The organism is Bacillus sp. FSL P4-0248 (assembly GCF_038593305.1).
In the GTDB taxonomy this organism is placed as follows: domain Bacteria; phylum Bacillota; class Bacilli; order Bacillales; family Bacillaceae; genus Bacillus; species Bacillus safensis.
In genome coordinates, this window is record NZ_CP151983.1 from 3,447,678 (window position 1) to 3,473,024 (window position 25,347).

General features: G+C 42.1%; 26 protein-coding genes and 1 riboswitch. Of the genes, 5 read left to right on the forward strand and 21 right to left on the reverse strand.

Translation table 11 applies throughout. The features are described 5' to 3' along the window. Window positions 1-42 precede the first annotated feature (42 nt). Window positions 43-426: a VOC family protein gene (locus NST65_RS17785; RefSeq protein ID WP_024423854.1), complete on the forward strand. Its 384-nt coding sequence runs from the start codon at window positions 43-45 to the stop codon at window positions 424-426. An 85-nt stretch (window positions 427-511) separates the two neighbouring features. On the opposite strand, the gene NST65_RS17790 is transcribed toward NST65_RS17785, so the two are convergent. From NST65_RS17790 to NST65_RS17800, 3 genes are all read right to left on the reverse strand, one after another. Next, entirely contained in the window at window positions 512-1,240 is a 729-nt protein-coding gene (locus NST65_RS17790; protein ID WP_034281322.1) for an amino acid ABC transporter ATP-binding protein, read from the reverse strand. Further along, window positions 1,237-1,881: an amino acid ABC transporter permease gene (locus NST65_RS17795; protein WP_024423856.1), complete on the reverse strand. Its 645-nt coding sequence runs from the start codon at window positions 1,879-1,881 to the stop codon at window positions 1,237-1,239. The genes NST65_RS17790 and NST65_RS17795 overlap by 4 nt, the downstream gene beginning before the upstream one ends. A 70-nt stretch (window positions 1,882-1,951) precedes the next feature. Further along, complete coding sequence (locus NST65_RS17800; RefSeq protein WP_342489192.1) at window positions 1,952-2,716, reverse strand: transporter substrate-binding domain-containing protein; 765 nt, start codon at window positions 2,714-2,716, stop codon at window positions 1,952-1,954. 519 nt (window positions 2,717-3,235) lie between these two features. Here NST65_RS17800 and NST65_RS17805 point away from each other — a divergent pair. Then, a complete protein-coding gene (locus NST65_RS17805) occupies window positions 3,236-4,321 on the forward strand; it encodes a Rap family tetratricopeptide repeat protein (RefSeq protein ID WP_046312813.1) in 1,086 nt (361 codons plus the stop codon). A 19-nt stretch (window positions 4,322-4,340) separates the two neighbouring features. Then, window positions 4,341-4,481, forward strand: coding sequence for a hypothetical protein (locus tag NST65_RS17810; RefSeq protein WP_162860197.1), 141 nt, complete (start codon window positions 4,341-4,343; stop codon window positions 4,479-4,481). A gap of 45 nt (window positions 4,482-4,526) precedes the next feature. Here NST65_RS17810 and NST65_RS17815 read toward each other — a convergent pair whose 3' ends face one another. The 5 genes from NST65_RS17815 to NST65_RS17835 form a co-directional block, all read right to left on the reverse strand. After that, window positions 4,527-5,159 (reverse strand): GTP pyrophosphokinase family protein, encoded by a 633-nt coding sequence (locus NST65_RS17815; RefSeq protein WP_025093809.1) that lies wholly within the window; start codon window positions 5,157-5,159, stop codon window positions 4,527-4,529. Window positions 5,160-5,254: 95 nt separating this feature from the next. Next, window positions 5,255-6,268 (reverse strand): ABC transporter permease, encoded by a 1,014-nt coding sequence (locus NST65_RS17820; RefSeq protein WP_111926941.1) that lies wholly within the window; start codon window positions 6,266-6,268, stop codon window positions 5,255-5,257. After that, window positions 6,265-7,764, reverse strand: coding sequence for a sugar ABC transporter ATP-binding protein (locus NST65_RS17825; protein ID WP_111926943.1), 1,500 nt, complete (start codon window positions 7,762-7,764; stop codon window positions 6,265-6,267). The genes NST65_RS17820 and NST65_RS17825 overlap by 4 nt, the downstream gene beginning before the upstream one ends. 69 nt (window positions 7,765-7,833) lie before the next feature. After that, entirely contained in the window at window positions 7,834-8,952 is a 1,119-nt protein-coding gene (locus tag NST65_RS17830) for a sugar ABC transporter substrate-binding protein (protein ID WP_111926945.1), read from the reverse strand. 171 nt (window positions 8,953-9,123) lie between these two features. Then, a riboswitch (SAM riboswitch) is annotated at window positions 9,124-9,233 on the reverse strand. A 97-nt stretch (window positions 9,234-9,330) separates the two neighbouring features. Further along, window positions 9,331-10,758 (reverse strand): right-handed parallel beta-helix repeat-containing protein, encoded by a 1,428-nt coding sequence (locus NST65_RS17835; RefSeq protein WP_046312807.1) that lies wholly within the window; start codon window positions 10,756-10,758, stop codon window positions 9,331-9,333. A 367-nt stretch (window positions 10,759-11,125) separates the two neighbouring features. Between NST65_RS17835 and NST65_RS17840 the strand changes: the two genes are divergently transcribed. Beyond that, window positions 11,126-12,217, forward strand: a complete 1,092-nt coding sequence (locus NST65_RS17840; protein ID WP_024426445.1) for a branched-chain amino acid aminotransferase — start codon at window positions 11,126-11,128, stop codon at window positions 12,215-12,217. 316 nt (window positions 12,218-12,533) lie between these two features. On the opposite strand, the gene NST65_RS17845 is transcribed toward NST65_RS17840, so the two are convergent. The 13 genes from NST65_RS17845 to sigY form a co-directional block, all read right to left on the reverse strand. Beyond that, complete coding sequence (locus NST65_RS17845; RefSeq protein WP_034281330.1) at window positions 12,534-12,932, reverse strand: hypothetical protein; 399 nt, start codon at window positions 12,930-12,932, stop codon at window positions 12,534-12,536. A gap of 124 nt (window positions 12,933-13,056) precedes the next feature. Next, window positions 13,057-14,385, reverse strand: coding sequence for a 6-phospho-beta-glucosidase (locus NST65_RS17850; RefSeq protein ID WP_034281331.1), 1,329 nt, complete (start codon window positions 14,383-14,385; stop codon window positions 13,057-13,059). Continuing rightward, the gene (locus tag NST65_RS17855; RefSeq protein WP_003215078.1) at window positions 14,382-14,708 is read right to left on the reverse strand and encodes a PTS lactose/cellobiose transporter subunit IIA; all 327 of its coding nucleotides are present in this window, start codon (window positions 14,706-14,708) and stop codon (window positions 14,382-14,384) included. The genes NST65_RS17850 and NST65_RS17855 overlap by 4 nt, the downstream gene beginning before the upstream one ends. A gap of 26 nt (window positions 14,709-14,734) precedes the next feature. Next, window positions 14,735-16,084: a PTS cellobiose transporter subunit IIC gene (gene celB / locus NST65_RS17860; protein WP_024423868.1), complete on the reverse strand. Its 1,350-nt coding sequence runs from the start codon at window positions 16,082-16,084 to the stop codon at window positions 14,735-14,737. 14 nt (window positions 16,085-16,098) lie between these two features. Next, entirely contained in the window at window positions 16,099-16,404 is a 306-nt protein-coding gene (locus tag NST65_RS17865; RefSeq protein ID WP_024423869.1) for a PTS sugar transporter subunit IIB, read from the reverse strand. Window positions 16,405-16,526: 122 nt separating this feature from the next. Further along, window positions 16,527-18,470 (reverse strand): BglG family transcription antiterminator, encoded by a 1,944-nt coding sequence (locus tag NST65_RS17870; protein WP_034281332.1) that lies wholly within the window; start codon window positions 18,468-18,470, stop codon window positions 16,527-16,529. A gap of 237 nt (window positions 18,471-18,707) precedes the next feature. Further along, window positions 18,708-19,322 carry a class F sortase gene (locus NST65_RS17875; protein ID WP_034281333.1) on the reverse strand — a complete coding sequence of 205 codons (615 nt, stop codon included), beginning with the start codon at window positions 19,320-19,322 and terminating at the stop codon, window positions 18,708-18,710. A 59-nt stretch (window positions 19,323-19,381) separates the two neighbouring features. After that, complete coding sequence (locus NST65_RS17880) at window positions 19,382-20,764, reverse strand: hypothetical protein (protein WP_034281334.1); 1,383 nt, start codon at window positions 20,762-20,764, stop codon at window positions 19,382-19,384. 125 nt (window positions 20,765-20,889) lie between these two features. Beyond that, window positions 20,890-21,003: a hypothetical protein gene (locus NST65_RS17885; protein WP_223250414.1), complete on the reverse strand. Its 114-nt coding sequence runs from the start codon at window positions 21,001-21,003 to the stop codon at window positions 20,890-20,892. Between the two features lie 82 nt (window positions 21,004-21,085). Then, on the reverse strand, window positions 21,086-22,456 hold the full coding sequence (gdhA, locus tag NST65_RS17890) for an NADP-specific glutamate dehydrogenase (RefSeq protein ID WP_046312800.1): 1,371 nt from the start codon (window positions 22,454-22,456) through the stop codon (window positions 21,086-21,088). A 311-nt stretch (window positions 22,457-22,767) separates the two neighbouring features. Continuing rightward, entirely contained in the window at window positions 22,768-22,983 is a 216-nt protein-coding gene (locus NST65_RS17895) for a hypothetical protein (protein ID WP_046312798.1), read from the reverse strand. Continuing rightward, a complete protein-coding gene (locus tag NST65_RS17900; RefSeq protein WP_081125063.1) occupies window positions 22,980-23,291 on the reverse strand; it encodes a YxlC family protein in 312 nt (103 codons plus the stop codon). The genes NST65_RS17895 and NST65_RS17900 overlap by 4 nt, the downstream gene beginning before the upstream one ends. Then, window positions 23,288-23,821, reverse strand: coding sequence for an RNA polymerase sigma factor SigY (sigY, locus tag NST65_RS17905; RefSeq protein ID WP_034281337.1), 534 nt, complete (start codon window positions 23,819-23,821; stop codon window positions 23,288-23,290). Before sigY ends, NST65_RS17900 begins: the two co-directional genes overlap by 4 nt. Window positions 23,822-24,282: 461 nt before the next feature. Here sigY and NST65_RS17910 point away from each other — a divergent pair, with 461 nt between their 5' ends. Then, window positions 24,283-25,320 (forward strand): pectate lyase, encoded by a 1,038-nt coding sequence (locus NST65_RS17910; RefSeq protein WP_034281462.1) that lies wholly within the window; start codon window positions 24,283-24,285, stop codon window positions 25,318-25,320. Window positions 25,321-25,347 lie beyond the last annotated feature (27 nt).

Here is a 25,347-nt window from a genome sequence, read left to right on the forward strand (position 1 = left end):
TGAGGAGAAAATTATCAACATGACATAGAGGAGGCACTTCGTTTGACGACATTACGCTTAGATCATACAGGTATTATGGTTTCGAATATTGATCAGTCGATTGATTTTTATGAAAAAGTGGTGGGCATGAAATTAAAGGACCGCATCACTCATACAAATGGAGTGATTGAGCTTGCCTTTCTCGGTTTTAAAGATGAAACCGAAACGGAAATTGAGCTCATCCAAGGCTACAGCAGTGACCTGCCATCTGAAGGGAAGGTCCATCATCTCGCTTTCACAACAGACAATATTCATGCTGAATTCAATCGTATTCAAAAGCTGCAAATTGAATTAATTGATGAAGAAATTACGACATTACCAAATGGATATTGCTACTTCTTTTTCAGAGGACCAGACCAAGAATGGATCGAATTCTTCCAGCGCTAATATTTCCTAGGAAATGGGGCCGCTAAATCTCTCCCATTTATTCATAAAGAAAAGAGTAAGGGCATATACATGCCCTTACTCTTTTTTATAACACTTTACTAAGAAATGATTTTGTACGCTCATGCTGCGGGTTCCCAAAAAGAGCTTCTGGTTTGTCTTCCTCGACAATATAGCCGCCATCCATAAAGATGACACGGTCTCCTACCTCTCTTGCAAAGCCCATTTCATGTGTGACCACAATCATTGTCATACCTTCGACAGCTAATTGTTTCATTACAGCTAATACATCCCCTACGACCTCAGGATCAAGAGCTGATGTCGGCTCATCGAATAATAGTACTTTCGGATCCATTGCCAACGCTCTTGCAATGGCTACACGCTGCTTTTGTCCACCAGATAATTGGTTAGGATAGCTTTGAGCTTTGTCTTTTAAGCCGACTTTTTCAAGCAAGTCTAACGCTTTTTCGACTGCTGCCTTCTTCTCGATGCCTTTTACTTTTATCGGTGCAATCGTAATATTTTCTAAAACGGTTTTATGAGGGAATAAATTAAAGTGCTGAAACACCATGCCTACTTCTTGCCTTACTTTATTGATATTCACCTTTGGGTCTGTAATCGTGTGCCCGTGGACAACGACTTCTCCAGCCGTGATATCTTCTAATTTATTGAGGCATCTTAGAAACGTGCTTTTCCCTGATCCAGAAGGACCTATGACACACACGACTTCCTTTTCCTCGATGACTGCATTAATATCCTTTAACACTTCGTGATCGCCAAAGGATTTCTTTAAGTTTTTCACCGTAATCATACTCATTTGATATCAAATCTCCTTTCTGCGTAGCTAGCCAGTAGAGAAAGTAAATAAATGATCACGAAATAAATGACACCGACAATGAGCCAGACATTCAAAGGATCAAATGTAGCCGATGCTTGAACTTGTCCTCGCTGCATAATATCGGCAATTCCGATAATAGATAAGAGAGATGTATCCTTCAAGCTGATGATGGCCTGGTTTGTAATCGCTGGGAGCATGCGGCGGAATGCCTGCGGTAGGACGATAAAGCGCATGTTTTGCCCCCCTGTAAAGCCTAAAGAGCGCGCAGCTTCTGTTTGTCCTTTATCAATAGACTGAATCCCTGCACGAATAATTTCTGAGAAATAAGCCCCTGCATTAATCGCTACTGTAATAATCCCTGCGGGCACTCGATCAAGCGAAATGAATTCAAGTGTATTCAAACCAAAATAAATGAAGAATAGCTGTACGATAAATGGTGTGCCTCGAATGGCATTCACAAAGACGAGTGCGATGAAATTTAAGATTTTAAATGGTGACAGACGGAATAATGCCACAATTAAACCGATGATAAACCCTAAAATGATGGCAACAACAAAGATATATAAAGTGGTTTGCAAACCATCCATTAAATACGGAAATGCATTAATAATAGTATCCATGTTTCTCCCTCCCTAATTCACATACGGCTGACACATAAAGAAAGCGCGCTCGGAGCGCGCCTCGCTTGTGTTATGACTTCAAATATTTATCAATAATTTTGTCATATTCACCGTTTTTCTTTAGGTTCTCAAGGCCTTTATTGATCTTCTTCAATAGGTCTTGGTTTTTCCCCTTCATGACAGAGATACCATACTGGGCTCCATTCAAGCGGTCTCCAACTGTTTTCAATTTTAAATCTTGTTGTGCGATCGCATACGTAATGACAGGATAATCCTCAATTAAGGCATCTGCATTTCCGTTTGATACTTCCTGGAACATAGATGGGCTGTCATTAAATTGAACGACTTCATACCCATATTTATCTGCGTTATCAGATGCGAACTTTGCACCAGTCGTCCCGTTTTTAACAGCTAGCTTTTTCCCCTTTAAATCATTAATAGATTTGATGCTGCTGTCCTTTTTCACAACAACTGTCAGTCCAGCGTCGAAGTAAGGATCTGAGAAATCTACTTTCTTCTTACGCTCATCTGTAATACTCATCCCGCCCATTCCAACATCAAGCTGTCCTGCCTGCATCGCTGGAATGATACCTGAGAAGTCCATGGCTTCAAGCTTCACTTTGAAACCTTGGTCTTTCGCGATTGCATTAATTAAATCAACGTCTATCCCTTCATATTTACCGCCCTTTTCAAATTCAAATGGCGGATAAGTTGTATCTATCCCGATTTTATATGTGCCTTTGCCTTCTCCCGAACCACTGTCCGATTTTGATCCACAGGCTGCCATGACAAGCACAACAATTAGTCCCATGATCAATAACATCGATTTCTTCATAAAACACGACCCCCATTGTCAGTTTTGTCTAAATATTCGCAATAACAATAATACTATACCACGCTAAAGCTATAGTGTGTGATATTTTTTATCAATACCAAAGATCCATACAATTCTAGATCAATAGTCTCTTTAAATTTTACTTTTTTGCGAATAACTCATTTTATTCTAAAAGAAGAGTCATCCACAATTATGATGTGAGATAATCTCACAAAAAAACGAGGCGGCGCCTTGATAAATGATGTTTCTTCCTTGCATACGAAAGCAAACTCAACAACTTACTTCCTCTCTATATTGATATTGTAATATATTTTTCCCAAAACCCTCTTTTTACCTAAAAAAATGTAAGCGTATACAAAAGAGCGATGTCTCCCTATTTCTTTCACTACTGGTTGAATTTACATCAAAAAACATGTTTTACAAACTGCACGAGAGAGCTTAAAATATAAGAAGATACTGGAATATGGGAAGTTGATTCAGAAGAACGGATATTGATAGATGAAGAAAGGAGGATAAGAATTGGCAGAAGCAGGTGTTTTGTCGTCCGTTGATGTAGCGAATATGCTCAATGATTGGTATGTCATGATGAAAAAAAGAGAGATACAAGGTGCCATCCAGTTAAAAGAAGACATTCTTCAAGCGTTTGATCGAATGGAAGAAAATCAAGACGTCTTACTTTACTATCAACTGCTAGAGTACCGTTTTAAAGATCTAATAGAAGATACAGCTTCATTAGATCATAGTCTTTTTGTTGATGAAAATGCCATCCGTACGGATGATATGCTCAGCTATTATTTCTATTTCTTTAAAGGGATGTATGAAATGCGCAGAGGCAATCAGGATACGGCATTTCACCATTTAAAATTGGCCGAGGATAAATTAGATCTCGTGCACGATGACATTGAAAAAGCCGAATTTCACTATAAAACTGGGTGTCTTTACTATAATATTAGGTCCACGCTTCTCTCCATCCACCACTTAAAGATGGCTTCATCTATTTACGACGCAGATCCATGTTATGTGAAAAAATCAATCAGCTGTCAAATGATGCTTGCTTTGAATTATGCGGATCAGTCGAAATATGATGAGGCAGAATCGCTGTTCGAAGAAGTGATTCATTCACTAGAACAGATGGAAGATCCAGATTTACTTGGACATGCCTATTGCAATGCAGCCTTTATTAAAAGTCTAAGAAATGAATACAGTGAAGCTGTGCCGCTCCTAGAAAAGGCTTTAATGATAGAATCATTCGAAACTTCTTCTCCAGGCGGCTATTTACTTGCCATGTACGCCTACACAAAAGCACTATTTAAGCTGAAAAAGCCAGGTTTGTTCCACTATTATGTACAGCTTTCACTTCAAAAAGCAGAAAATTTAAAACAACGAAACATTTCACTTAAATTATCCATTTTAGAAACACTTATGATTCAGCCAGACAACATGATTGAGCAAATCAAGGCTTATTGCGATCAATTAGAAACAATGAATTTCCTTGTTGACCTTGAAGCTATTTGTCAGGATGCAGCAGCTTACTTAACGGATCTTGGGCTTCATGAAGAATCCTCTTATTTTAGAAACAAGGCGTTGTCCTTGAAAACTTGTTAAGAAAATGGAGTGATGTATGATGAAGAAATGGCTCATCACAAGTGCGATTTTAACCCTCTTGATAACAGGTGTTTCTGTTGGTACTTCCATTCAAAAAGACAGCCAATCTGCACAATCTCAAGATATTATTCAAAAGAGAGACCGTGGAACCAATCCTTAATATGAAAAAAAGCAGCTGTGATCAAAACAGCTGCTTTTTGATGTGCTAATCAATTTCTCGTTTAATATTCTGCATTTTTTCATCTAAGTAATGGGCAATATCTGCGGCTTCCTTCAGTTCATCAGTCAGCTGATGAGGAACATCGTTTTGCAGTTTATAATAGATTTTATGCTCTAGACTCGCCCAAAAATCCATCGCAATGGTCCGCACCTGAATCTCAACCTTCACATGCTCCACACGATTTGTTAAGTAGACAGGTATCTCAACAATTAAATGAAGGCTTCTGTAGCCATTTGGTTTTGGATGTTGAATGTAGTCCTTCACTTCAAGGATCTTTAAATCCTCTCTTTGCCTCAATACATCCATAATGTTATAGATATCTTGAATAAAAGAACAGATGATGCGGACACCTGCGATATCATGGATATGCTCCTTGGCACATTGTGTCGTGATGTCGCATCCTTTTCTTGCTAGTTTATTCACTATGCTTTCAAAGGATTTAATTCGTGATTTTGTATGCTCTATTGGGTTGTGTCCATGGATTAAATTATACTCCTGGCTGATAATTGAAAACTTTGTATCCATTTCATCTAACGCAAATTTATATACTAAAAGTTCATTTTTCCAGTCTTCCATGACATTTTTCAAATCTTCTACATGAGTTGCTGACATATTCATTTTCTTTTTGTCATCTCCTTTTGGGAAACGGCAGCTGCACCGCTTTCCGTTTACTAGACGGAGAGAGGACTCGAATGGTTTTAAAAAATACGCAGTTAGCCTCGTTGTTTGTAATATGTCAGCGCCAGTGCAAGGGCCAGCACAGAGCCTTTCACAATATCCATTGCATAATAAGGGACAGACATCATCACAAGCCCATTTTGTAAAATACCGATGAGTACAGCCCCGATAAAAGTACCAAATGCGTTTGGCTTACCTGCTCCCATAACGGAAAAGCCGATAAAAGCAGCCGCTACTCCATCCATTAAATATGGTGCACCCGCATTAATTTCTGCTGTCATCACCCTTGATGCCAGCACGATACCGCCGATCGCTGCAAATAACGCAGAAAGCAGATAGGCCGAAATTTTGTATTTGTTCACATGTATGCCAGACAAACGAGCCGCTTCCTTATTCCCACCGATGATGTACATGAATCGGCCGTGCTTTGTGTAGGTCATGAAAACATGCGCAAAGAGTACAATGGCAGCCATAATGAGAATGATATATGGCACCTGTCCAATTTTGCTGAAAAAGGCAGGAATCGTTCCCGTTGAGAACGTACCATCGGACAGTACCATATTTTCAGAAATGGTCGCCCCTTTCGTATACGTTTGAGCCAGTCCTTGAATGATAAACATCATGGCTAATGTCATGAGCATATCTGGAATTTTCATTTTGACGATCATCCATGCATTTAGCAAACCAACAATGATAGAAGCCGCTAGTGCAGAGAGGATTGCAATCAGTGGGTTTTGCGAGAACCATACGAACATAGAAATGACAATCGCATTTGATAGCGTAGCGACTGATCCAACTGATAAATCAAAGCCGTTTACTGCCAATGAGATGGTTAAGCCCACCGCAATGATGGTCACAATTGAGATAGACCGTAGAATATTGATGATATTTCCTGATTGCAAAAACGCTGGATTCGATGCCGCAAATATTACAATCAACACAACAATGGTTAAGATTGTGCCATATCGATAAAAGAAATCAAACAGATGAAAGGATGGCCGCTGTTTTTTAATTTGCTGCACAGGGGCTGAAATTTGTTGTTCGCTCATGATTGTCCTCCTGTTGAATGATATAAAAGCTCCTCTTCAGTCGTCGGTGCGGTCATTTCCCGGGTAATGCTGCCATCATATAACACGTATACTCGGTCAGCGATACCTGCAATCTCTGACAGCTCACTCGACGCATAAATCACAGATTTTCCGCGGGCGGCAAGCTCTGCAATCAAAGTGAAAATATCTTTTTTCGCTCCAACGTCTACACCTTTGGTTGGTTCATCAAAGAGATACACATCTGCCTCAGCCAGCAGCCATTTTCCGATAGCAACCTTCTGCTGATTTCCACCCGATAGGTGCTTCACCTTCGCTTCAAGCGACGGCGTTTTGACACCAAGCCGTTTGACGATGTCGCCTGCTCCCTGCTTTTCCTTCGAACGATGTAAGAAGCTGAATATCCGTGAAAATGAGTGAAGACTTGCAGCCGTTAAGTTCCACCCCACGCTCTCTTCGGTCAGGATCCCTTCTTTTCTCCGCTCTTCCGGCACAAGAGCCATTCCAGCTCTCACCGCTTGATGAGGCGATGTGATGCGGATGGTTTGACCATGAAGCTGCACGGTCCCCGTCTTTTTTTCTTCTGAGGCACCAAAAAGGGCTTTGCACAATTCTGTTTTACCAGCACCGACAAGTCCTGCGATCCCGAGAATTTCTCCTTTTTTGACATAAAAGTGAATGTTGTTTAATTTATGTTGATCGTTTAGCTCTTTCACTTCAAGCACAATAGGTGCATCTTTCAGTGGCCTGCGAGACGGGAATTGCTCCTCTAATGGTGCGCCTAGCATTTCTTCAATGACCTGCTGCGGATTTGTGTCTTTGACAAGGTGAGCTGTGACATCCGTTCCATTTCGCATCACAGTCAATTCATCACAGATGGTGAAAATTTCAGGCATGCGGTGAGAAATAAACACGATCCCCTTCCCATTCTGTTTCAACCGATCAATCATTGAGAATAATTTACTTGTTTCTGCATGACTAAGCGGAGCCGTTGGTTCATCTAAGATTAAAATGCTGCATTTAATGGAAACGGCCTTGGCAATGAGCACCAACTGTTTTTCGGCAAGGGTCAGATCGCTGACAAGTCGATTTGTGGAGATGTCGATGTCCATTTCTTTTAATAGTTGAGCCGCCTTGCGATGCAGCTCTTTCCAACTGACAAATGTTTTTTTCTCAATCTCATGCATCATCATATTCTCACCAACACTTAAGTAGGGAACAAGCGCCGTATCCACTTCTTGGTGGACCGTCTGCACACCATATGAGGATGCATCCTTTGGGGTTTGAATGGATGCCGCCTGGCCATTGATGTAGATGGTCCCGTCGAAGTGGGAATGAGCGCCAGAAAGAACCTTCATTAACGTTGACTTCCCAGCACCATTTGCTCCAATCAGTGCATGGACCGTCCCTTTTTTTAATGTGAAATTCACTTGATCTAACGCTTTGACCCCTGGGAATTCAATTGAAATATTCTTCATACGAACAAGCGGCGCTGTCATAGGTGTCCTCCTTCTCTTGATATCATCTGAAAAACGAAACACCCTCTATGAAAAGAGAGTGCACGTCGTTTATTTTGCATAATGCTTCTTCAAGGTCTTCATCCAATCTTCCTCAAAAGCAGTCGATGAACCGAATCCCTTCACCTCGTCTGCAAGATTGACCATGTTAATAGCTTTTCCTGCTTGTTGAAGCTGCTTTTGCGAGATGAGAGAGGCCTCAAGGTCATAGGAAGACGGTGTTTTCTCACCAGCTATTTTCTTCGCAAGAATCCTCACGTCGACTGCGCCGATGAGCTTCGGATCAACCGCTGCTGTGTACTTCCACGGACTGTCCTTCGCTGTCATTTCTTGAAGATCCGCATTTGATACATCAATCCCATAAATCTTCACTTCTGTTCTTCCTGCTTCCTTTAACGCTCTTGCTGCCCCAATGGCAAAGGCATCCCATGTGGCAAAAATAGCGTCCAGCTTGCCCTTTGGATACTTATTCAGCATGGCTGCTACTGCATTTTGCGTTTGAACAGACGTATCAGAGGAGGCAATACCAAAGCGGTCAAGCTCCTTGATCCCTGAATGTTGTTTAAGCGTTTCTTGATAGACCTTATTTCGTCTCACCATTGGCGGGAATCCATCTACCCAGAGGTACGCAATATTTGCTTTTCCTTTAAAATCAGACACGAGCGCATCTAATGATTTTTTCGCTAATTGTTCGTCATCTTGAGATGTCACTGTGACCCCTTTGATGTCCTTCAGCTTAGGATTCGAATCAAATGCTACAACTGGAATGCCTTTCGCTGTGATCTTTTTCACATCAGCGACTGTCGCCTCGTCGTCCCCGTGAGAGATGATAAAGCCATCATAATTTTCTTCAAGCGCCTGAGAGATGGCATCATGGAACTTCGCTGTATCTCCATTTGCGGTGTAGACATCTACCGTAAAGCCGAGTGCTTCACCTTCTGCCTTGGTTCCAGCTAAAAATTGAGCTGTATGATCGTCTCCTCCAATTTTGCGGATGACTTTAATTTTTGCTCCCTGTCCCTTTGCAAATCGCTTCGGTACATTGTCAAAAGAGACTTTTTCGTTCGTATTTGCCTTTGAGCCTGCACTTGATCCAGTGCCGCAGCCTGTTAATAGGACGGTTAATGCCGTTAATAAGACAAGACATGATGTAAAATGCTTACGCTTCATTGCTGTTCCTCCTCAAGTTGTTTTGATTTTTCACATCGGAAAACTAGGTAAAAAAGTGGAAATACGCCTGTAAAACAGGCATTTGATTTGAAAAAAGAGACGAAAAAAAGCCTCTCTTGGAAAGAGAGGCTTGATCACCGTTGCATGAAACATGTATCGGGAAGTCTTCCTCTCTTATCTGTCAAAGCTGTAACAGCTTTGCAGGAATTAGCACCAATTTCTAAAATAGAAACGGTTGCCGGGCGTCATAGGGCCAGTCCCTCTGCCTCTCTTGATAAGAGATCCGTTATGAAATTTGTTTTCGTTGAAATGTCTTCTTTACTTTAATGTGATGTCACATCAATGTCAATGACTTTTTTGAAAATTTCTAAAATATCATCAGCTTCCGATGATTTTCTTCGCAGGTGATGATTTCTTCAGACGGAAATCATATTTTTTCTCATTCACAAATTGCGGGTTCAGATGTGCTGATCCTTTATCTTGACCGCTTTTAGAGAGATACGTTTTGTAGCCTTCCAGCCATTTCCCGTGCCATACCCACTGTGATGCTTTTGCACCTTTGCGGTCATCATAAACGTTCTTCTGGAAGGTATTCTTTTGGTTCACTTGATAAAGATTCACGACTAAGTAATGCGAGGCACTAGCGGTCATGATATTATTCGTGATTCGATTGTTCACTGCTTGATACTGCATCAGCAATTGACCGCCTTCTAAGCCGGCTGTGTCATTTTTGTACAAAGTATTATGTGAGATCGTCGTATTGGTTGTACCGCCACGCTTCTTATCATAGCCGCCAATAGAAATGCCTGTATAGCGGTTCAAATACACTTGATTGTGTTCGATGCGGATGCGGTCCGCCATTTTTCCTTTATGTTCGCTTGTTACTTCAATCCCTAAGTCATTGTGATGTGAGATGTTATGATCGATCACAATGTCTTTTCCGCCATCAACATAAATTCCGCCAGCAGAAATGTCGCTGCCATAGGCTGGGTTCCCTGCACTCGTAATCTCATATACTTTGTTTCTTGAGACGACACCGTTTCTGACTTGATCATACTTTTTAGAGGGTGCCACGTTCTCAAATCCAATTAAATCAATGCCAATATTATCAGTGTGCCGGACCGTATTATGTGTCACACGGAACTTTTTCACGTTCCCATTTAGCACAAGCGCTTCACTGAAGCCCAGCTTTAATTTTTCAACGGTATTTCCTTTGATTTCAATGTCTTCAATCGCTGCTGGAGCTTTTGTCCCATAGACAGCAATTCCATGTGCATTTCCATTTTCATGTTTCGTCTGAATATCATACACTCGGTTATTAAGCAGTTTGACGCCTTTGCCGCTTCCTTTGATGAAAATACCAACTGGTGTCAAATCTTCTTTATTCGTCTTAAGATGTCCTACAGTCAGGCCTTTGAGGGTGATGTAGCTCTTTTGATCGATCGTGACAAGACCGCCATCGGCTTGATTTCCTTTAAGGGAAGCCCCGCTAATCACAGGTTTTTCTTTTCCGTAAGCTTGAAAGACAACGGGTGCTTTCTTTGTTCCTGAATGGCGGACAATCAATTTTTCTTTGTATGTGCCGCCTCTCATGTAAATGGTTGCCCCAGCCTTCGCCATACTTGCCGCTTTTTTCAGCGTACGGAAAGGTTTTTGCTTAGTTCCCGGGTTTTTGTCGCTTCCGTTTACCGCTACGTAATAGGCTGTGCTTTGCTTAGCGCCAGCCTCATCTGTCATCGCTTGACAGCCAAAGCTGATGACGGTCATGAATAAAATGAGTAAAATGCCTGGTATCGCTCGTTTCATCTTGTTGTTTGCTCCTTTCCCTTCTCTCCTTCCTTTATCGGTTAAAAAAAAGAGGATTAAAATATGACGATGTCCCTTGCAATGTACTAGTCAAAAGGTGTATGGTTGAAAGAATATCTTACAGGAAAACCATTCGTTTTAAATTGTCAGATTAATCAGTTAATAATGCATTTGGATTTTATTTCTTTTTTTAAAAGGGGTGACATGAGCCAAACTGACAGCAGAGAGAAGGAAAGCGCTTTAACAGATTTTTCTTGTCTGAATTACAGAAAACCTATTGCTAATATTTTGTGAAGGTATAGAATAGAATCATAATTATTTCATATTATTAGAATTTTCAAATAATCAAACAGCAAGGAGATTTACAATGCCAAAACAACCCATCCGCGTTGAACTTAGTTCAACAAAAAAACCAAAACCTCAATCTGATCAACTTGAATTCGGAAAAATCTTCACAGATCACATGTTTGTGATGGATTATTCAGTTGATAAAGGCTGGTACGATCCAAGAATTATCCCTTATCAAGCCATTCCAATGGACCCAGCGTCGATGGTCTACCATTATGGTCAATCTGTTTTTGAAGGCTTGAAAGCTTATGTTTCTGAGGATCAAAAAATTCTCTTATTCCGTCCGGAAAAAAACATGGAACGCTTAAACAGATCCAATGACCGCCTGTGTATTCCGCAAATTGATACAGAAACAGTATTAGAGGGCTTAAATGAACTCATTCGTATTGATAAGGATTGGGTACCTGATGCAGAGGGAACTTCCTTGTATATTCGTCCATTCATTATTTCCACTGAGCCGTATTTAGGCGTTGCACCGTCTAGCACGTATAAGCTGCTCATTATCTTATCTCCTGTGGGATCATACTATAAAGAAGGCATTCATCCGGTCAAAATTGCAGTTGAAAATGAGTTTGTCCGTGCCGTTAAGGGTGGAACAGGAAATGCCAAAACAGCTGGAAACTATGCCTCAAGCCTTAAAGCACAGCAAGTTGCTGAAACGAAAGGGTTTTCACAGGTTCTTTGGCTTGATGGGGTCGAGAAAAAATACATTGAAGAAGTCGGCAGCATGAATATCTTCTTTAAAATCAATGGCGAAATCGTGACGCCTGAATTGAACGGCAGCATTTTAGAAGGCATCACACGCAACTCTGTACTTGAACTGTTAAAGCATTGGGGAATTCCAGTAACAGAGCGCAAAATTTCAATTGATGAGTTAATTGAAGCACATCAATCTGGCGAGCTTGAAGAAATTTTCGGAACTGGAACGGCAGCCGTGATCTCTCCTGTCGGGGAATTAATTTATCATGATCAGCCATATGTGATCCAAAATGGTCAAACAGGCGAAGTATCGAAGAAATTGTACGAAGCCATTACTGGCATCCAAAAAGGGACACAGCCAGACATCTTCGGCTGGACAGTTGAAGTTGACTCAGTCGTCAAGCAAGCATAAGCATATAAAAAGAACCTTTCAATCATGAAGGGTTCTTTTTTGTTTATTTACCTCTCTTTTATCCCTTATAATGGGAAATACACATGAATAAGGGGAGTGATGGTATGTTTTTTACTTATCTACTAGCATTCTTTGGAATCTGCATCGGATCGATGATCGTCGCCACTGGTTTCGACGATTCACCTTTCCTCACCCGGTTTTTATTTAAGGCTCTTGGAATCTCTATCCTTGCTCTTTCCATCTCTTTTGTAAAGGTCCGACGAAAGAAGTTACAGAAACAAAAGCGAAATAGACTTAGTTGACCCGTCTCTTCCCATCAAATCGTGCACCAAAACAAGACCGATACCCCAACAATCGCCCCTGCGTATATCCACTGTTTCCTTTTGATGCTCCGCTTTTTTTCGATCAGTAAAAAGATCTCTGGCAAAAAGATGATCATGATTTCTAGGATAAAGACAAGATAATAAACAAGCGGCATTGGCTGGAAATCAAATTTCCTTGCATCTCCTCCAATCGTTGCAAAATACATCAACAGATTGGTTACGGGAATGGTAAAACAAACGAGCAGGCGGAGAACATAGATCCACACATATTCCTTATGCCGAATGAGGCCAACAAATGAAGCAATAAGGCCATACAAAAACAAGATCACTGTACCATAACTCATGACAGGCTGTACGACAAAGCCGTAAAACATTAAACCAATTGCAACCATATTCCAACAGTCCTTTCTTTGAAGCCATACATGCTGTTTTTTCTAATCATACACTTCTTTCTCCAGTTTCCATATGGGGCAATCAAAAAAATGACCCCATTAAAGGGGCCATTATGTGTTAGTGTTAAGCATTGACTGATTTGAAGAATTGCGGTAAATGCTCACGATGCGCTTCGAGCATTTCGTCTAAAATTTGCTTTGCAATGCCGTCAGATGGGACGAGCGGGTTGATGGTCATCGCCACAAGAGCCGTCTCGTAATCTCCAGTCACAGCCGCTTCTGCTGCCACACGCTCGAATGATTTGATTTGTTGAACGAGTCCTCTTACAGCTACAGGCAGATCACCTATCGCGATTGGTTTTGGTCCGTCCTTTGTAATGATACAGTTTACTTCAACCGCTGATTCAGCCGGAATGCTGGCAATCGCCCCTCTGTTCACTGTATTGACTGGTTGAATGTCGTGCTTATCATTATAGATAGAGCTGATTAAGTTACAGGCCGCATCGCTGTAATAGGCCCCGCCTCTTTTTTCGAGCTGCGGTGGTTTAATCGACAAATCAGGATCTTTATAAAGCTCAAATAATTCCTGCTCGACCTGCTGCACAACCTCTGCTCGTGTTCCTTTCTCTTGAGCCGCCTTTTGCTCTTCTTCCAGCATATCTTTCGTTTTATAGTAATAGCGGTGATACGGACATGGGATGACCCCTAATCCTTTCACAAAAGAAGGCTCCCAGTTTTTCGCTTCAATGTTTTTCATGGACCACTGGCTGTTTGGATTTCCTAGTTCATCAAGCACTTGATCCATAATGCTGACCCCGTCTAAATATACGTCTAATCCATAGACCATGTGATTGAGACCGGCAAACTGTACCTCGATGCGTTCAACGTCCACATCAAGCGCTTTGGCAATCCCCATTTTGATCCCAATCGGCACATTGCATAGACCGACCACTTTTTTTAGATTCGTGTAGCGTAAAACAGCTTCTGTGACCATGCCGGCTGGATTTGTAAAGTTCACAAGCCATGCGTCTGGGCAAAGCTCTTCCATATCCTTCACAATGTCTAGAATGACTGGGATGGTCCGAAGGCCTTTAAATAAACCGCCTGGTCCGTTCGTTTCCTGACCGATGACGCCGTATTTAAGCGGTATTCTCTCATCCTTTGCCCGTGCTTCCAGCAGTCCTACACGAAATTGTGTCGTCACAAAATCTGCGTCCTTCAAGGCCTCCCGGCGATCAAGAGTCAGGTGTACCTCAATCGGCAGACCTGCTTTTTCAACCATACGTTTCGCCAGAGCGCCTACGATGTTTAACTTTTCCTGACCCGCTTCAATATCCACAAGCCATAATTCTTTTACAGGCAATTCTTGATATCGTTTAATAAACCCTTCGACGAGCTCAGGCGTATAGCTCGATCCACCGCCTATTGTGACAATTTTGATTCCTTCTTTCATGAATTGACACCTCCGAGTTGCTTCATTTTTTCATGGAGCTCGATGATTTCTGCTGCGAGCTCCTTGACGGTCATTGCGTTCATGAGATGATCCTGCGCATGAATCATTAAGAGACTAATATCCGTCTTTTCGCCCCTGATTTCTCCTTGGATCAGCTCTGTCTGTGCGTGATGCGCCTCATTTAACGCGTCTTGTGCTTCCTGCAATTTTTGCTTCGCCTCATCAAAGTTTCCTTGTTTTGCACATGTAATGGCCTCCATCGCAGAGCTTCTGCCATTTCCGCCGTGCAGGATGAGTTGAAACACAATTTGTTCCATTTCCATCGGCCGCATCCCCCTTGTTCCCTCTATTACATGCTGACGACATTTTCATCAGTTGATGCTTTTGTTTCTAATTCACTTTCTTCTTTCAATTTCTGCTTATCCCACATTCTAAAGAATGGGTAGTATAGAGCAAATGACAGCGCAAGGTTAATCAGCTGCATGACAGCACCAGAGATTTTGCCTCCTGTGGCGAGATAGCCTGAAATGATTGGCGGCATGGTCCATGGGACAGCGATCCCGGCTGGTTTTGCCACAAGCCCTGTGCTCATTCCGATATATGTGGTGATGATCATCATGATTGGCGTAAGGATAAACGGAATGAGGAGCATTGGGTTCATGACAATCGGCATTCCAAAAATGATTGGTTCGTTGATGTTAAAGATGGCTGGCCCAATGGCAAGGCGGCCAAGCTGTTTCATTTGTTTACTTCTGGCACGTAAGATCATGGTCAGCACCAAAGCAAGCGTTGCTCCGCTTCCGCCGACGTTGATGAAGATTTCAAAGAACTGCGCTGTGAAAATATTCGGCAGTACTTCTCCTGCTTGGAATGCAAGACGGTTCTCATCCATTGCACCGAGCCAAATTGGCCCCATGACGCCGCCGACAATGGTTGCTCCGTGAATACCACATGCCCAGAGGAGCATTTGCACACCCATCGCAACGATACTGCCGCCTAAGCTGCCACCAAGAATCGATAGCGGTGTGCCAATTAAGACCGTGATGATATTATGAATACTCTCAAAAGGTGTCATCTCAATCACAAGTCTAGCGACCCAGATCAGGGTGATGACCACAAAACCTGGAATAAGTGCAATAAACGATTTACTGACTGCTGGCGGTACACCATCAGGCATTTTGATAACAATGTTCCGCTGTACAATGAAGCGGTAAATTTCGGTTGAAAGCATGGCAATAATCATGGCAACGAATAAACCTTTACTGCCCATCAGTGTGACAGGAATTCCCCCGCCTACTAGGATAGCTTCTGTTGAGCCTTCAGGTGTGAAAGGTACTTGATATGGTGTAGCCAAAAGGAAAGCCGCAACAGCGATCGCACCAGATGATAGCGCATCAACGGCATACTTTTCAGCAAGCCTGTAAGCAATCCCGAAGGTCGCAACAAGTGCCATAATGTCAAAGGTTGCATTAACAGGATAGGATAGTTTCGTGGCCCATTCTGCTCCGAAGATACTTGCCATAAAATCGCTGTATCCTGGAATCGGAAGGTTGGCTAAAATGAGAAACAGTGAACCGACAATAATGAGAGGCATCGTTAAAACAATTCCGTCACGCAATGCTTGTAAATGTCTTTGAGCGGCAATCTTCCCTGCAAACGGCATGACCTTCTCTTCTAGAAATCGGTTGAATCCATTCATCCCCTCCGCCCCCTTTATCCGTTCACTAACTGTTCAGCAGATTTTAAAACCTCAGCGCCATTACAAACGCCATAATGCACAGTATTAATCACGTCTACTGGGATTCCTTTTTCTTCTCCGAGCTTTTTCATTTGTGGTAATAAATATCGAACCTGAGGTCCTAATAAAAGCACATCGGCTTGATCAATATGATTTTTCGCAGAATCTCCTGATACTGCCCAAATACGATATTCTTTTCCTTGTTCTTGTGCGCTTTTCTCCATTTTTGTGACAAGTAAGCTTGTGGACATACCTGCTGCGCAAACCAATAAGATGTTCATGTGTAAACGCCCCCTTTTCAAAGTGTGAAGCTATTCTTTACACTTTCATCATATTATGAAACCGCTTTCATAAACACCCATACTTTTTCCTTTAGGAAGCGGAAAAAGTTAATATCACACAGTTAGTTCTTGTACGAAGGAACCTTTTTATACATGATATCAAGCATGTCTTCAAATGTATCACAGGCAATCAGATGCTGAATGAATTTCACATTATGCACAAGCTCCCCCAGCAGGCGGTACATGCCTTTTAAATCTTTGGCATTCTCTTTTTCGACACAAAGCAGGCAGACAAATTGAACCTTTTTCTCTCCCCAAATGATTGGTTTTTCTAATGTACATATCGCCCAAAACGTCTCATCTGTCAGCGGCGTCATCGGGTGCGGAATCGCTGTATAATGTCCGAAAGAGGTTGGGGCAGCCTCTTCTCTTTCCATGACAGATGGTGTGAGTTCAGCTGGCGCTAAGCCCAAATCGATGACTTTTTGCGTTAAAAAGGTGATGACCTCTTCCTTTGTGTGAAAAGCTCGTTTTGTAAAAACCAATTCCTTTTTCATATATTGAGAGGCCAATGTCACCCTTGTTTCACTCGTCAGAGCTTCTTCAATTTTTAAAAAATCACCGCCTCCCAATATGGTGTTCACTTGAATGACTGGAACCGGTAGATCCATATGAATTGGGATCGTTGTAATAATCAAATCCAGGGCATGCAAAGAGACATGCGGCAGCGAATATAGCTCTGCTGTTCCTAAAATGGTCAGCTTTGACCCAAATTGTGACCGCAAACGATCCTGCAGCAGCCTTGCACTCCCTGCACCAGACGCACAGACAATAAGACACCGCTTCGGCGGGATCTCCATTTTCCTCCGCTCTAAAGCCGCACCAAAGTGAAGCGCCATATATCCGATTTCGTTCTCATGAATACTCAGCCCTTCCTCTTCTTCAAGGACCCTGCTGGCGATAATCCCCGCTTCAAAAGCAAGGGGATACCCCGCTTTTATTTCATCAAGCATCGGATTTCTTAAGTTCATTCCATATTTACATCGGTTGATGGCAGGCTTTAAGTGCAGACTGAGTCCAATCATTAGTTCCGTATCACCGGCTAAATCAAGCTGCAGTTTTTGATCAATGGCCTTCAGCATGAGCTGTACAAGCCGGCTCGTTTCATCATCTACAATTTGTTTTTGACCGTTCGAGGAAAAGGACTGTACCATTTTGGCTGTTCCTAGCAAATGAATGGTGATATAGACAATTTCCTCTTGTGGAAATGAGACATCCAGCAGCCCTTCAAGACGCTCCACCATTTTTTTAGCGACCTTATATTCCTTTGCCCGTGGAATTTCGCTGATTTCCTCTGGAAGAACAGATACATAGTTTCCGTGTCTAATTCGTTTGCAGGCAATGGCGACATGAACGATTAAATTATTCATGCAAATGTCTGATAGATTCATACCTTCCTCATTGATATAATTGATCATTGTTTTCTGAATCAATTCGAGTTCATGCTTTGGCAAAATGGTAACAGCTGTGTTCAGCATCGTTTGATAAGAACGACGTTCATTGAATAAATATTCTGACATACAATAACGGATTTTCATCTCTGATCCCTTGATTCGGCAGCCTTTGCTCGGCTTCGCTTCCAGCTTCAGATCAAAGGGCTCCAGCTTACGTTTGACCGATTTCACATCGTTGCTCATCGTTGATTTACTAATAAACAGCTGCTCCTGTAAATCCTCCAGCTTCACATAGGATTCTGCCAAAAGAAGCCTTTTTAAAATAAACCGAACACGCTCCTCTGGCAGCACAGCAAGCGGCTCTTCCTGCTCGACCTCCTCCTTCATAAAACGGCGAAAGGCATTCTCATCGTTGATCAGCAGCTCATAACCAGCTCCTCTAACAGCTGTTACGGCCGCTTGGTAAGGGGCAAGGCGGTCGTTCAGTTCCTTTATGTCTGTACGAATGGTGCGGCTTGTCACTTGTAAACTGGCAGAAAGTGCAGCGCTGGTGAGCGGGGTCTCAGCTGCCATGAGCTGACTTAAGATGTGCGCCAGTCTTTTACTCAGCATCAGATCGGCCTCCTTATGTAGGGGTGGAGAATCTGCCTTGTCTGGACAGGTTGTATACGCTTGCAGTTCTCTTCATTACTCATATTCTACTGAAAAGAAATAAAAATTGCCAACTCATTTATATGACAAATGCCCCTATTTATACAACTAACCATATCTAATGTCCTATGAATCTTTTTGAAAGATACTTGCGAAAACAACGAAAAAAAGGCGTACACCTTCGTGTATCCGCCTTCTTTATGAAGAGATCAGCTCGGTAAAGACAACCAATCTTTTTTCATGCGTACCTGCTGCATGATCAAAGGTCCCTGTACAAGTGATTAAATTGAGATTCCGTGTAAAGGCGTATCCAAAAAACGCATTGGGCTTCTCTTCACGCGGATAGCTTCTTACTTTTATGACTTCAAAGCTTCGCTTTTTTCCTGATGAGGACGTGACGACCACCTTGTCTCCCTTTTTTAGCTCCTTTAATCGATAAAAAACCGATGGCCCCCATTTATTATCTACATGGCCATTCATGACGGCATTCCCTTTATCTCCCGGCTTTGGACCATCTTCAAACCAAGCGGTGTTGTCTGTATCCTGAGGAACACCCATACTGCCATCATTTGATAAAGATGTTTTCTCCACTTTTGCTTTGACATCAATAGCGGGAATGGCAATTTCAGCTGGTACAATGCCAGACGGCTCGTCTTTTAATGTATCGTGTGAGTGGTTCTGTTTCTCAGCTTGATGTGTAGTCATTTCCTTAGAAGCGGATATGTTTTTTGAGGATGACGATTCATCCTTTGACGGTGATGAACAGCCTGTGATGATGAGAAGCGAAAGAATACTGAGCAGCCAATTCTTCATCTAAGCCGGCCTCCTTTTGAAGAAAGGAACGGCACGATTGTGCACGTTCCCATCTGTCTTTATGAGTTAGAATTTGATGCCTTACGGCGAATGAGGAAAAATGCACCGCCTGCTAGAATTAAACTTGCGATCATACCCGCAAATGCTTCATAGGACATGCCTAAAGGACCGGCTGTGCCTCCCATACCTGTTTTCGGCATTTCATTAGGCATATTGGATTTGAACAGCTCAGGATGCTGATCAACAATCGCTGCTGTGACATCCTGACCAACCATGAACATATGACCATAAGCCTCTCTCACTGTCGGATAAAGCTGATCATATTCGCCATTATGGTAAGACGTATATGTTTTGATCAGCTCATCAATATGTGTTTTCAAACCAGCCTCTAAATCAGCTGCCTTTAAACGTCCATCTGTCGCTTGATCTAGGAATTTCGCTTGCTTCATTCGATACGCATCTAAATCTTTGACAGCCTTTTCTTTTGCTTGTTGATTCCCTGATGCATCCGCTTTGACATAATCAACTAAATAGCCGATATGGCTTGACCAAATGTTTTTGAATTGTTTGCCTGCATCCTTACCATAAACAGATGCAATCGCAGCAGATAAATCATTTGTGTTTTCATTTAAAGCCGCAGCTGCCTGCTTAAAGTCCTTACTGCCATCATTTCCTTTTTGCATGGCAACTACCGCGAGTGCCAAATGCTCTGAGAACAAGTAGTTTAAATCTTCACGAAGATCCGCTGCTGGTGTATCCACTGACTTTTGATCAAATTTCCCAGGAAATTGATCTGTGATGGCCCATGACACGCCTTTTCCTACCTCAAACATATGATGAATGGATTTTCTAACCGTTTCATAGGTCGTATCAAAATCCTTTTCAGTATAGCTGTCAAACGCTTTTAGCAGTTCATTCACATGCATCTTCAAGCCTTCTTCAAGCTCACTTGCTTTCAGTCTGCCATCTGTTGCTTGATCGAGCATATCGGCTTGTTTCATTCGATATTGATCAAGCTGCTTCATCGCTTTCTTTTTACCTGCATTATCTTTTTTCGCTGTGGCTTGTACATAGTCAACAAAGTAGCCGATATGACTTGACCAAATGTCCTTGAATTGTTTGCCTGCTTTTTTTCCATACACAGAGGCAATTGCATCTGATAAGTCATTCGTGTTGTCATTTAAAGCCGCCGCTGCTTGATCGAAGTCTTTACTGCCGTCAATTCCTTTTTGCATTGTGATCACTGCTAAATAGGCATGCTCTGAAAACAGCTGATCTAGTGCTGCTCGAAGATCTGTGGCTTTATTTGACACCTCTTGTGACGAAGACGTCTTCTTCGCCTCCCCATGCATATGTCCTTCGTGTGCACTTGCGATATGAGCCGCTGGGAATAATAACGCTGCGCTCAGTGGAATGGTTAACATTGCTTTCTTCATGTTCATCTTTTATTTCCTCCTCTTTCCGTTTGTTATGTACTTAACGGAGAGAGGGAGAAAATAGATCATTCGATTCTATTATTTTTTTCTTACAACACAGGCTCTGTATGTTTGCATAAAAAAAAGCCGGATTATCCGGCTGATACGTTACGACGTTTAGATGCTTTTCGCTCTTTATATATTTTTCTCACCACTGGATAAATCACAGGTGCCCATTTGACAATTTGTTTCAGCCATTTTTTCATTTCTCCCGCGCCTCCTTATTGTCATTCTTAAAGGACGATTCCCCATCTTGTCATGAAATAAACAGGTGCGGGAGAGCAGGAGTTAAATCACGCCTTGTGCGATCATGGCATCTGCCACCTTACGAAATCCTGCAATATTTGCTCCAACCATGATGTTTCCTGAGTGTCCATATTCGTCTGCTGTCTCTGTACACTGACGATAAATAGACTGCATCATTTGTTTCAGCTGAGCATCTACTTCTTCAAATGTCCAAGATATTCTTGCACTGTTTTGTGCCATTTCCAATGCTGATACACCTACACCGCCAGCATTCGCTGCTTTTGCCGGCGCAAACAAAATACGATTCTCTTCAAATACTTTGACCGCCTTAAGAGTGGATGGCATATTGGCTCCTTCTCCTACAGCGATGACACCATTTGCCACAAGCTGCTGTGCATGCGCCTCTGATATTTCATTTTGTGTTGCACATGGCAGCGCAATATCACAAGGAACGGACCAAATTTGTTCGCAATCTTCAATTAATTCAGCATGCGGGTGAATGTCTATGTATGCCCCAATCCGCTGATTCTCGACTTCCTTGAGCTGTTTGATCGTCTCAAGTGAAATCCCTTGAGGATCATAAATCGCTCCGCTTGAATCACTGCAAGCCACAACCTTACCGCCTAATTCAATTACCTTTTCCATTGCATAGATAGACACATTTCCTGAGCCCGACACAACAACAGAACGTCCTTCAAATTGGAGCCCATGTGCTTTCAGCATTTCCTCCATGAAGTACACCAGTCCGTAGCCTGTCGCCTCTTTTCTCGCTAAGCTGCCTCCGAATCCAGGGCTTTTCCCCGTGAGTACACCCGCTTCATAAGCACCGCGCATTTTCTTGTACTGTCCGAACATATAGCCAATTTCGCGTGCTCCTACACCAATATCACCTGCTGGCACATCTTGATCAGGTCCAATATATCGGCCGAGTTCACTCATAAAGCTTTGAACGAAACGCATGATTTCTCCATCAGACTTCCCTTTAGGATCAAAATCCGATCCGCCTTTCCCTCCGCCAATCGGCATACCAGTCAGTGCGTTTTTAAAGATTTGTTCAAACCCTAAAAACTTGATAATGCTTGCATTGACGGTTGGATGGAAACGAATGCCTCCTTTATAAGGACCGATGGCACTATTGAATTGAACCCTAAACCCTCGATTGACTTGTACTTTGCCCTTATCGTCTACCCATGGCACTCGAAATACCACAAGCCGCTCAGGCTCAATGAGCCGTTCTAAAATGCCTTGTTTTTCATACTCTGGATGCTTCGCAAAAACTGGGACGAGTGATTCCAAAATTTCTTTTACGGCTTGCTGGAACTCCTCCTCGCCGGGATTTCGTTTTTCCACCTCTTCTAACACACGGTGGATGTAGCTTTGTGCTGTTTGTGCTGCTCGATCTAAGGTCAACATGTCGCATCTGCCTCCTTGTAGATATCTCCACACATTTAATTGTTAGATTTTCTAACGCATATTGAGATTAATTTAACACCAATTGTAAAATCTGATCAATATTGATAACAGATGAAAATGATGCCGAATTGAGATAGATCAAGCAGCCGCAGCGATTGTTTTTTAAAATAAGCGCTCAAGGAATGACTAATGTGCTAGAAACGAACGAGCGGATATTTCTCGTCCCGTTTTCTTTGACAAATACATGAATCATGATGAATTTCTAGCTGGTTTTCCATTGAAAAAAGGGTCAAAAGTTTGATCGGATGCACTCAATCTTTTCGGGGCGGCTTCCCGCCTCTTTTTCGATCAGGTAACACGACACAAAGCCAATATAAAATAGAAGACGATGGAAAGTTAATGAGACCGACAATGCCCCAAAACCACTTGTAACGCCCTCTTTTCTTTGCATCTATAAATAAAAGAAAGCCCTGTGCAAACAATAACGGCAAGACGCACAATAAGATGATCATTTCCGACTGACTCATACGGAAGACCCTCCTTTGATATGTTGATATTCCTTGTAGCCAACAACAAAGCAGATGGGGACGCTCACTATTTGGAGAAGAATGAAGATGATAGGCAAATGGGTAATGGCAGCTGCAAAGAGTGCTAGAATGGTCAAACTGATCAAAACGTATGCCAGCACTTCTTGTTTAAAACGCCTTTTCTCTTTTTCCTTCGCCTGTTTCAGCATCATCATGACAGCCTGCTCACTTGGCTTTTCCACTTCAATTTGTTCGTCTAGCTGCTTGAGCTCTTCTTTTAAACGTTCGGTCAAACGATCTTCCTTCATAAATCCCACTCCTTTCGAATTTTCTTTAATCCATGATGAACCCTCGATTTCACAGTGCCTTCTCTCATTCCAAGCATTGAAGCCATTTCTGGGTAGGTAAATCCATAATAATAGTGCAGAATAATCGGTGCTCTCTCCTGAGCCTTTAATTCATTTAAAGCATCCCACATGTCATGCCATGTGTTCCCCTTTTGCTGAACGTCCCATTTAAAGCGGCGTATGGCTTCCTGATTCGCTTTTCCTTCTCTCATTTGTTCACGTTTTCTTTTCTTCTGGTGATCTAAAAATTGCCTAGATGCAATCGAAATAAGCCAGGTTGAAAATAAGGCATCTCCTCTAAATGAAGAAAGTTTCATATACGCTTTCAGCATCGTTTCTTGCATGATTTCCTCTGCCAGCTCTTGTTGAAGGGTCAGCTTCAACATATATCGGTAAAGAAAGGAATAATGATGCCGATAAAGGGCTGTAAACGCGGCATCATCTCCCTGTTTTGCCCGCTGAATCAATAATGTCTCTTCTGTCTGCTCCAAGCACGCCCCTCCTTCCTTTTCTTCTCTTACTCATAAGACGACACGGATGACAATATCGTTTAAATTAGACCTTATTTTTTAGCATTCCTTCTATGATTCTCGTTTTATATCCAATTTTTTCTTATGTAATGATTATGGCATTCCTTCTTCTCTAACAAAATGATGCGTTTATAATCATCTTGATTTTCTACCAAACGGAGAGCCTCCTCTCCATAATCAAGATGTCATCCTCATACCTATCGACAATGGTCCTTATCTCATGAAGATGAAAATGAAATAATCATTGGCTTAGCTTCCTAGAAAATCATGGAATACGCTGCGCCTATCCTTAGCCGATGATACCTTTTTGCATGCTATGCTCATCCTACATTCCGAAAGAAGCAATGCTTGTGAAGGAAGGAGGAGTGGTTGAATCACAGCTTATTTTGGAAACGTTTTCATTAAAATAAAATAGAATGGAGATGTTGAGTTTGAAAAGAAAAATTCCAATGTTAGCCGGTGTATTAGCTGTTGGTCTCGTCACTTCATTATTTGCACCAAACGGGGAGGCAAAGGCAGCAGCCAAATATCCAGAAAGCCCTTCTATTATGGCCAACTTTAATCAACAAGGCTTCTCCACATTAAATGGCGGCACAACAGGCGGTGAAGGCGGTAAAACCGTCACAGTCAAAACTGGAAATGAACTATTGGCTGCCCTCAAAAATAAAGGAACAAACGAAAAATTAAAAATTGTTGTAGACGGGACCATTACCCCTTCTAATACATCAGCCAATAAAATCGATGTGAAAGATACAAATAATGTCTCGATCGTCGGTAAAGGGACGAACGGCGAATTGAATGGAATTGGCATTAAAGTATGGCGTGCCAATAACATCATCATCCGCAACTTGAAAATCCACCACAGCAAAATCGGTGACAAGGATGCCATCGGGATCGAAGGCGGTTCTAAAAACATATGGGTCGATCATAATGAATTGTACAACACATTGAATTCCGGGAAGGATGATTACGATGGTTTATTTGATGTAAAAAATGACTCTGACTACATTACCTTCTCGTGGAACTATGTACATGACAGCTGGAAAACAATGCTCATGGGCAGCTCCGATAACGATAACTACAATCGAAAAATTACGTTCCACAACAACCGCTTTGAAAACCTAAACTCTCGTGTACCGTCTATGCGCTTCGGGGAAGGACATGTCTATAACAACTATTATAAAAACATCCTCACAACAGCGATTAACTCACGTATGGGCGCGAAAATGAGAATTGAACACAACGTATTTGAAAACACCACAAATGCCATTGGAAGCTGGGACAGCCGTCAAGTTGGTACATGGCATGTCATCAACAACTCGTATATTAACAGCACAGGCAGTCTGCCAACGTCTTCAACAGGTACGTATAACCCTCCTTATAACTACTCTTTGCTTAACGTGAACAATGTGAAATCAGAAGTGATATCAAATGCAGGTGTTGGTAAAGTAAACCCTTAAACCACAAAACGTTCGGGCAGAGATTTC

Coding starts and splice junctions, on each gene's coding strand:
- NST65_RS17855 (WP_003215078.1), bottom strand. CDS start 14,708: ATGGAAATGGAACAAATTGTGTTTCAACTCATCCTGCACGGCGGAAAT.
- NST65_RS17870 (WP_034281332.1), bottom strand. CDS start 18,470: ATGCTGAGTAAAAGACTGGCGCACATCTTAAGTCAGCTCATGGCAGCT.
- NST65_RS17865 (WP_024423869.1), bottom strand. CDS start 16,404: ATGAACATCTTATTGGTTTGCGCAGCAGGTATGTCCACAAGCTTACTT.
- NST65_RS17845 (WP_034281330.1), bottom strand. CDS start 12,932: ATGGTTGCAATTGGTTTAATGTTTTACGGCTTTGTCGTACAGCCTGTC.
- NST65_RS17835 (WP_046312807.1), bottom strand. CDS start 10,758: ATGAAACGAGCGATACCAGGCATTTTACTCATTTTATTCATGACCGTC.
- NST65_RS17880 (WP_034281334.1), bottom strand. CDS start 20,764: ATGAACATGAAGAAAGCAATGTTAACCATTCCACTGAGCGCAGCGTTA.
- NST65_RS17810 (WP_162860197.1), top strand. CDS start 4,341: ATGAAGAAATGGCTCATCACAAGTGCGATTTTAACCCTCTTGATAACA.
- NST65_RS17850 (WP_034281331.1), bottom strand. CDS start 14,385: ATGAAAGAAGGAATCAAAATTGTCACAATAGGCGGTGGATCGAGCTAT.
- NST65_RS17895 (WP_046312798.1), bottom strand. CDS start 22,983: ATGAGTCAGTCGGAAATGATCATCTTATTGTGCGTCTTGCCGTTATTG.
- NST65_RS17830 (WP_111926945.1), bottom strand. CDS start 8,952: ATGAAGCGTAAGCATTTTACATCATGTCTTGTCTTATTAACGGCATTA.
- NST65_RS17825 (WP_111926943.1), bottom strand. CDS start 7,764: ATGACAGCGCCGCTTGTTCGTATGAAGAATATTTCAATTGAATTCCCA.
- NST65_RS17885 (WP_223250414.1), bottom strand. CDS start 21,003: ATGAAAAAATGGCTGAAACAAATTGTCAAATGGGCACCTGTGATTTAT.
- NST65_RS17795 (WP_024423856.1), bottom strand. CDS start 1,881: ATGGATACTATTATTAATGCATTTCCGTATTTAATGGATGGTTTGCAA.
- NST65_RS17875 (WP_034281333.1), bottom strand. CDS start 19,322: ATGAAGAATTGGCTGCTCAGTATTCTTTCGCTTCTCATCATCACAGGC.
- gdhA (WP_046312800.1), bottom strand. CDS start 22,456: ATGTTGACCTTAGATCGAGCAGCACAAACAGCACAAAGCTACATCCAC.
- celB (WP_024423868.1), bottom strand. CDS start 16,084: ATGAATGGATTCAACCGATTTCTAGAAGAGAAGGTCATGCCGTTTGCA.
- NST65_RS17900 (WP_081125063.1), bottom strand. CDS start 23,291: ATGAAGGAAGATCGTTTGACCGAACGTTTAAAAGAAGAGCTCAAGCAG.
- NST65_RS17840 (WP_024426445.1), top strand. CDS start 11,126: ATGCCAAAACAACCCATCCGCGTTGAACTTAGTTCAACAAAAAAACCA.
- NST65_RS17790 (WP_034281322.1), bottom strand. CDS start 1,240: ATGAGTATGATTACGGTGAAAAACTTAAAGAAATCCTTTGGCGATCAC.
- NST65_RS17800 (WP_342489192.1), bottom strand. CDS start 2,716: ATGAAGAAATCGATGTTATTGATCATGGGACTAATTGTTGTGCTTGTC.
- NST65_RS17910 (WP_034281462.1), top strand. CDS start 24,283: ATGTTGAGTTTGAAAAGAAAAATTCCAATGTTAGCCGGTGTATTAGCT.
- NST65_RS17820 (WP_111926941.1), bottom strand. CDS start 6,268: ATGAGCGAACAACAAATTTCAGCCCCTGTGCAGCAAATTAAAAAACAG.
- NST65_RS17815 (WP_025093809.1), bottom strand. CDS start 5,159: ATGAATATGTCAGCAACTCATGTAGAAGATTTGAAAAATGTCATGGAA.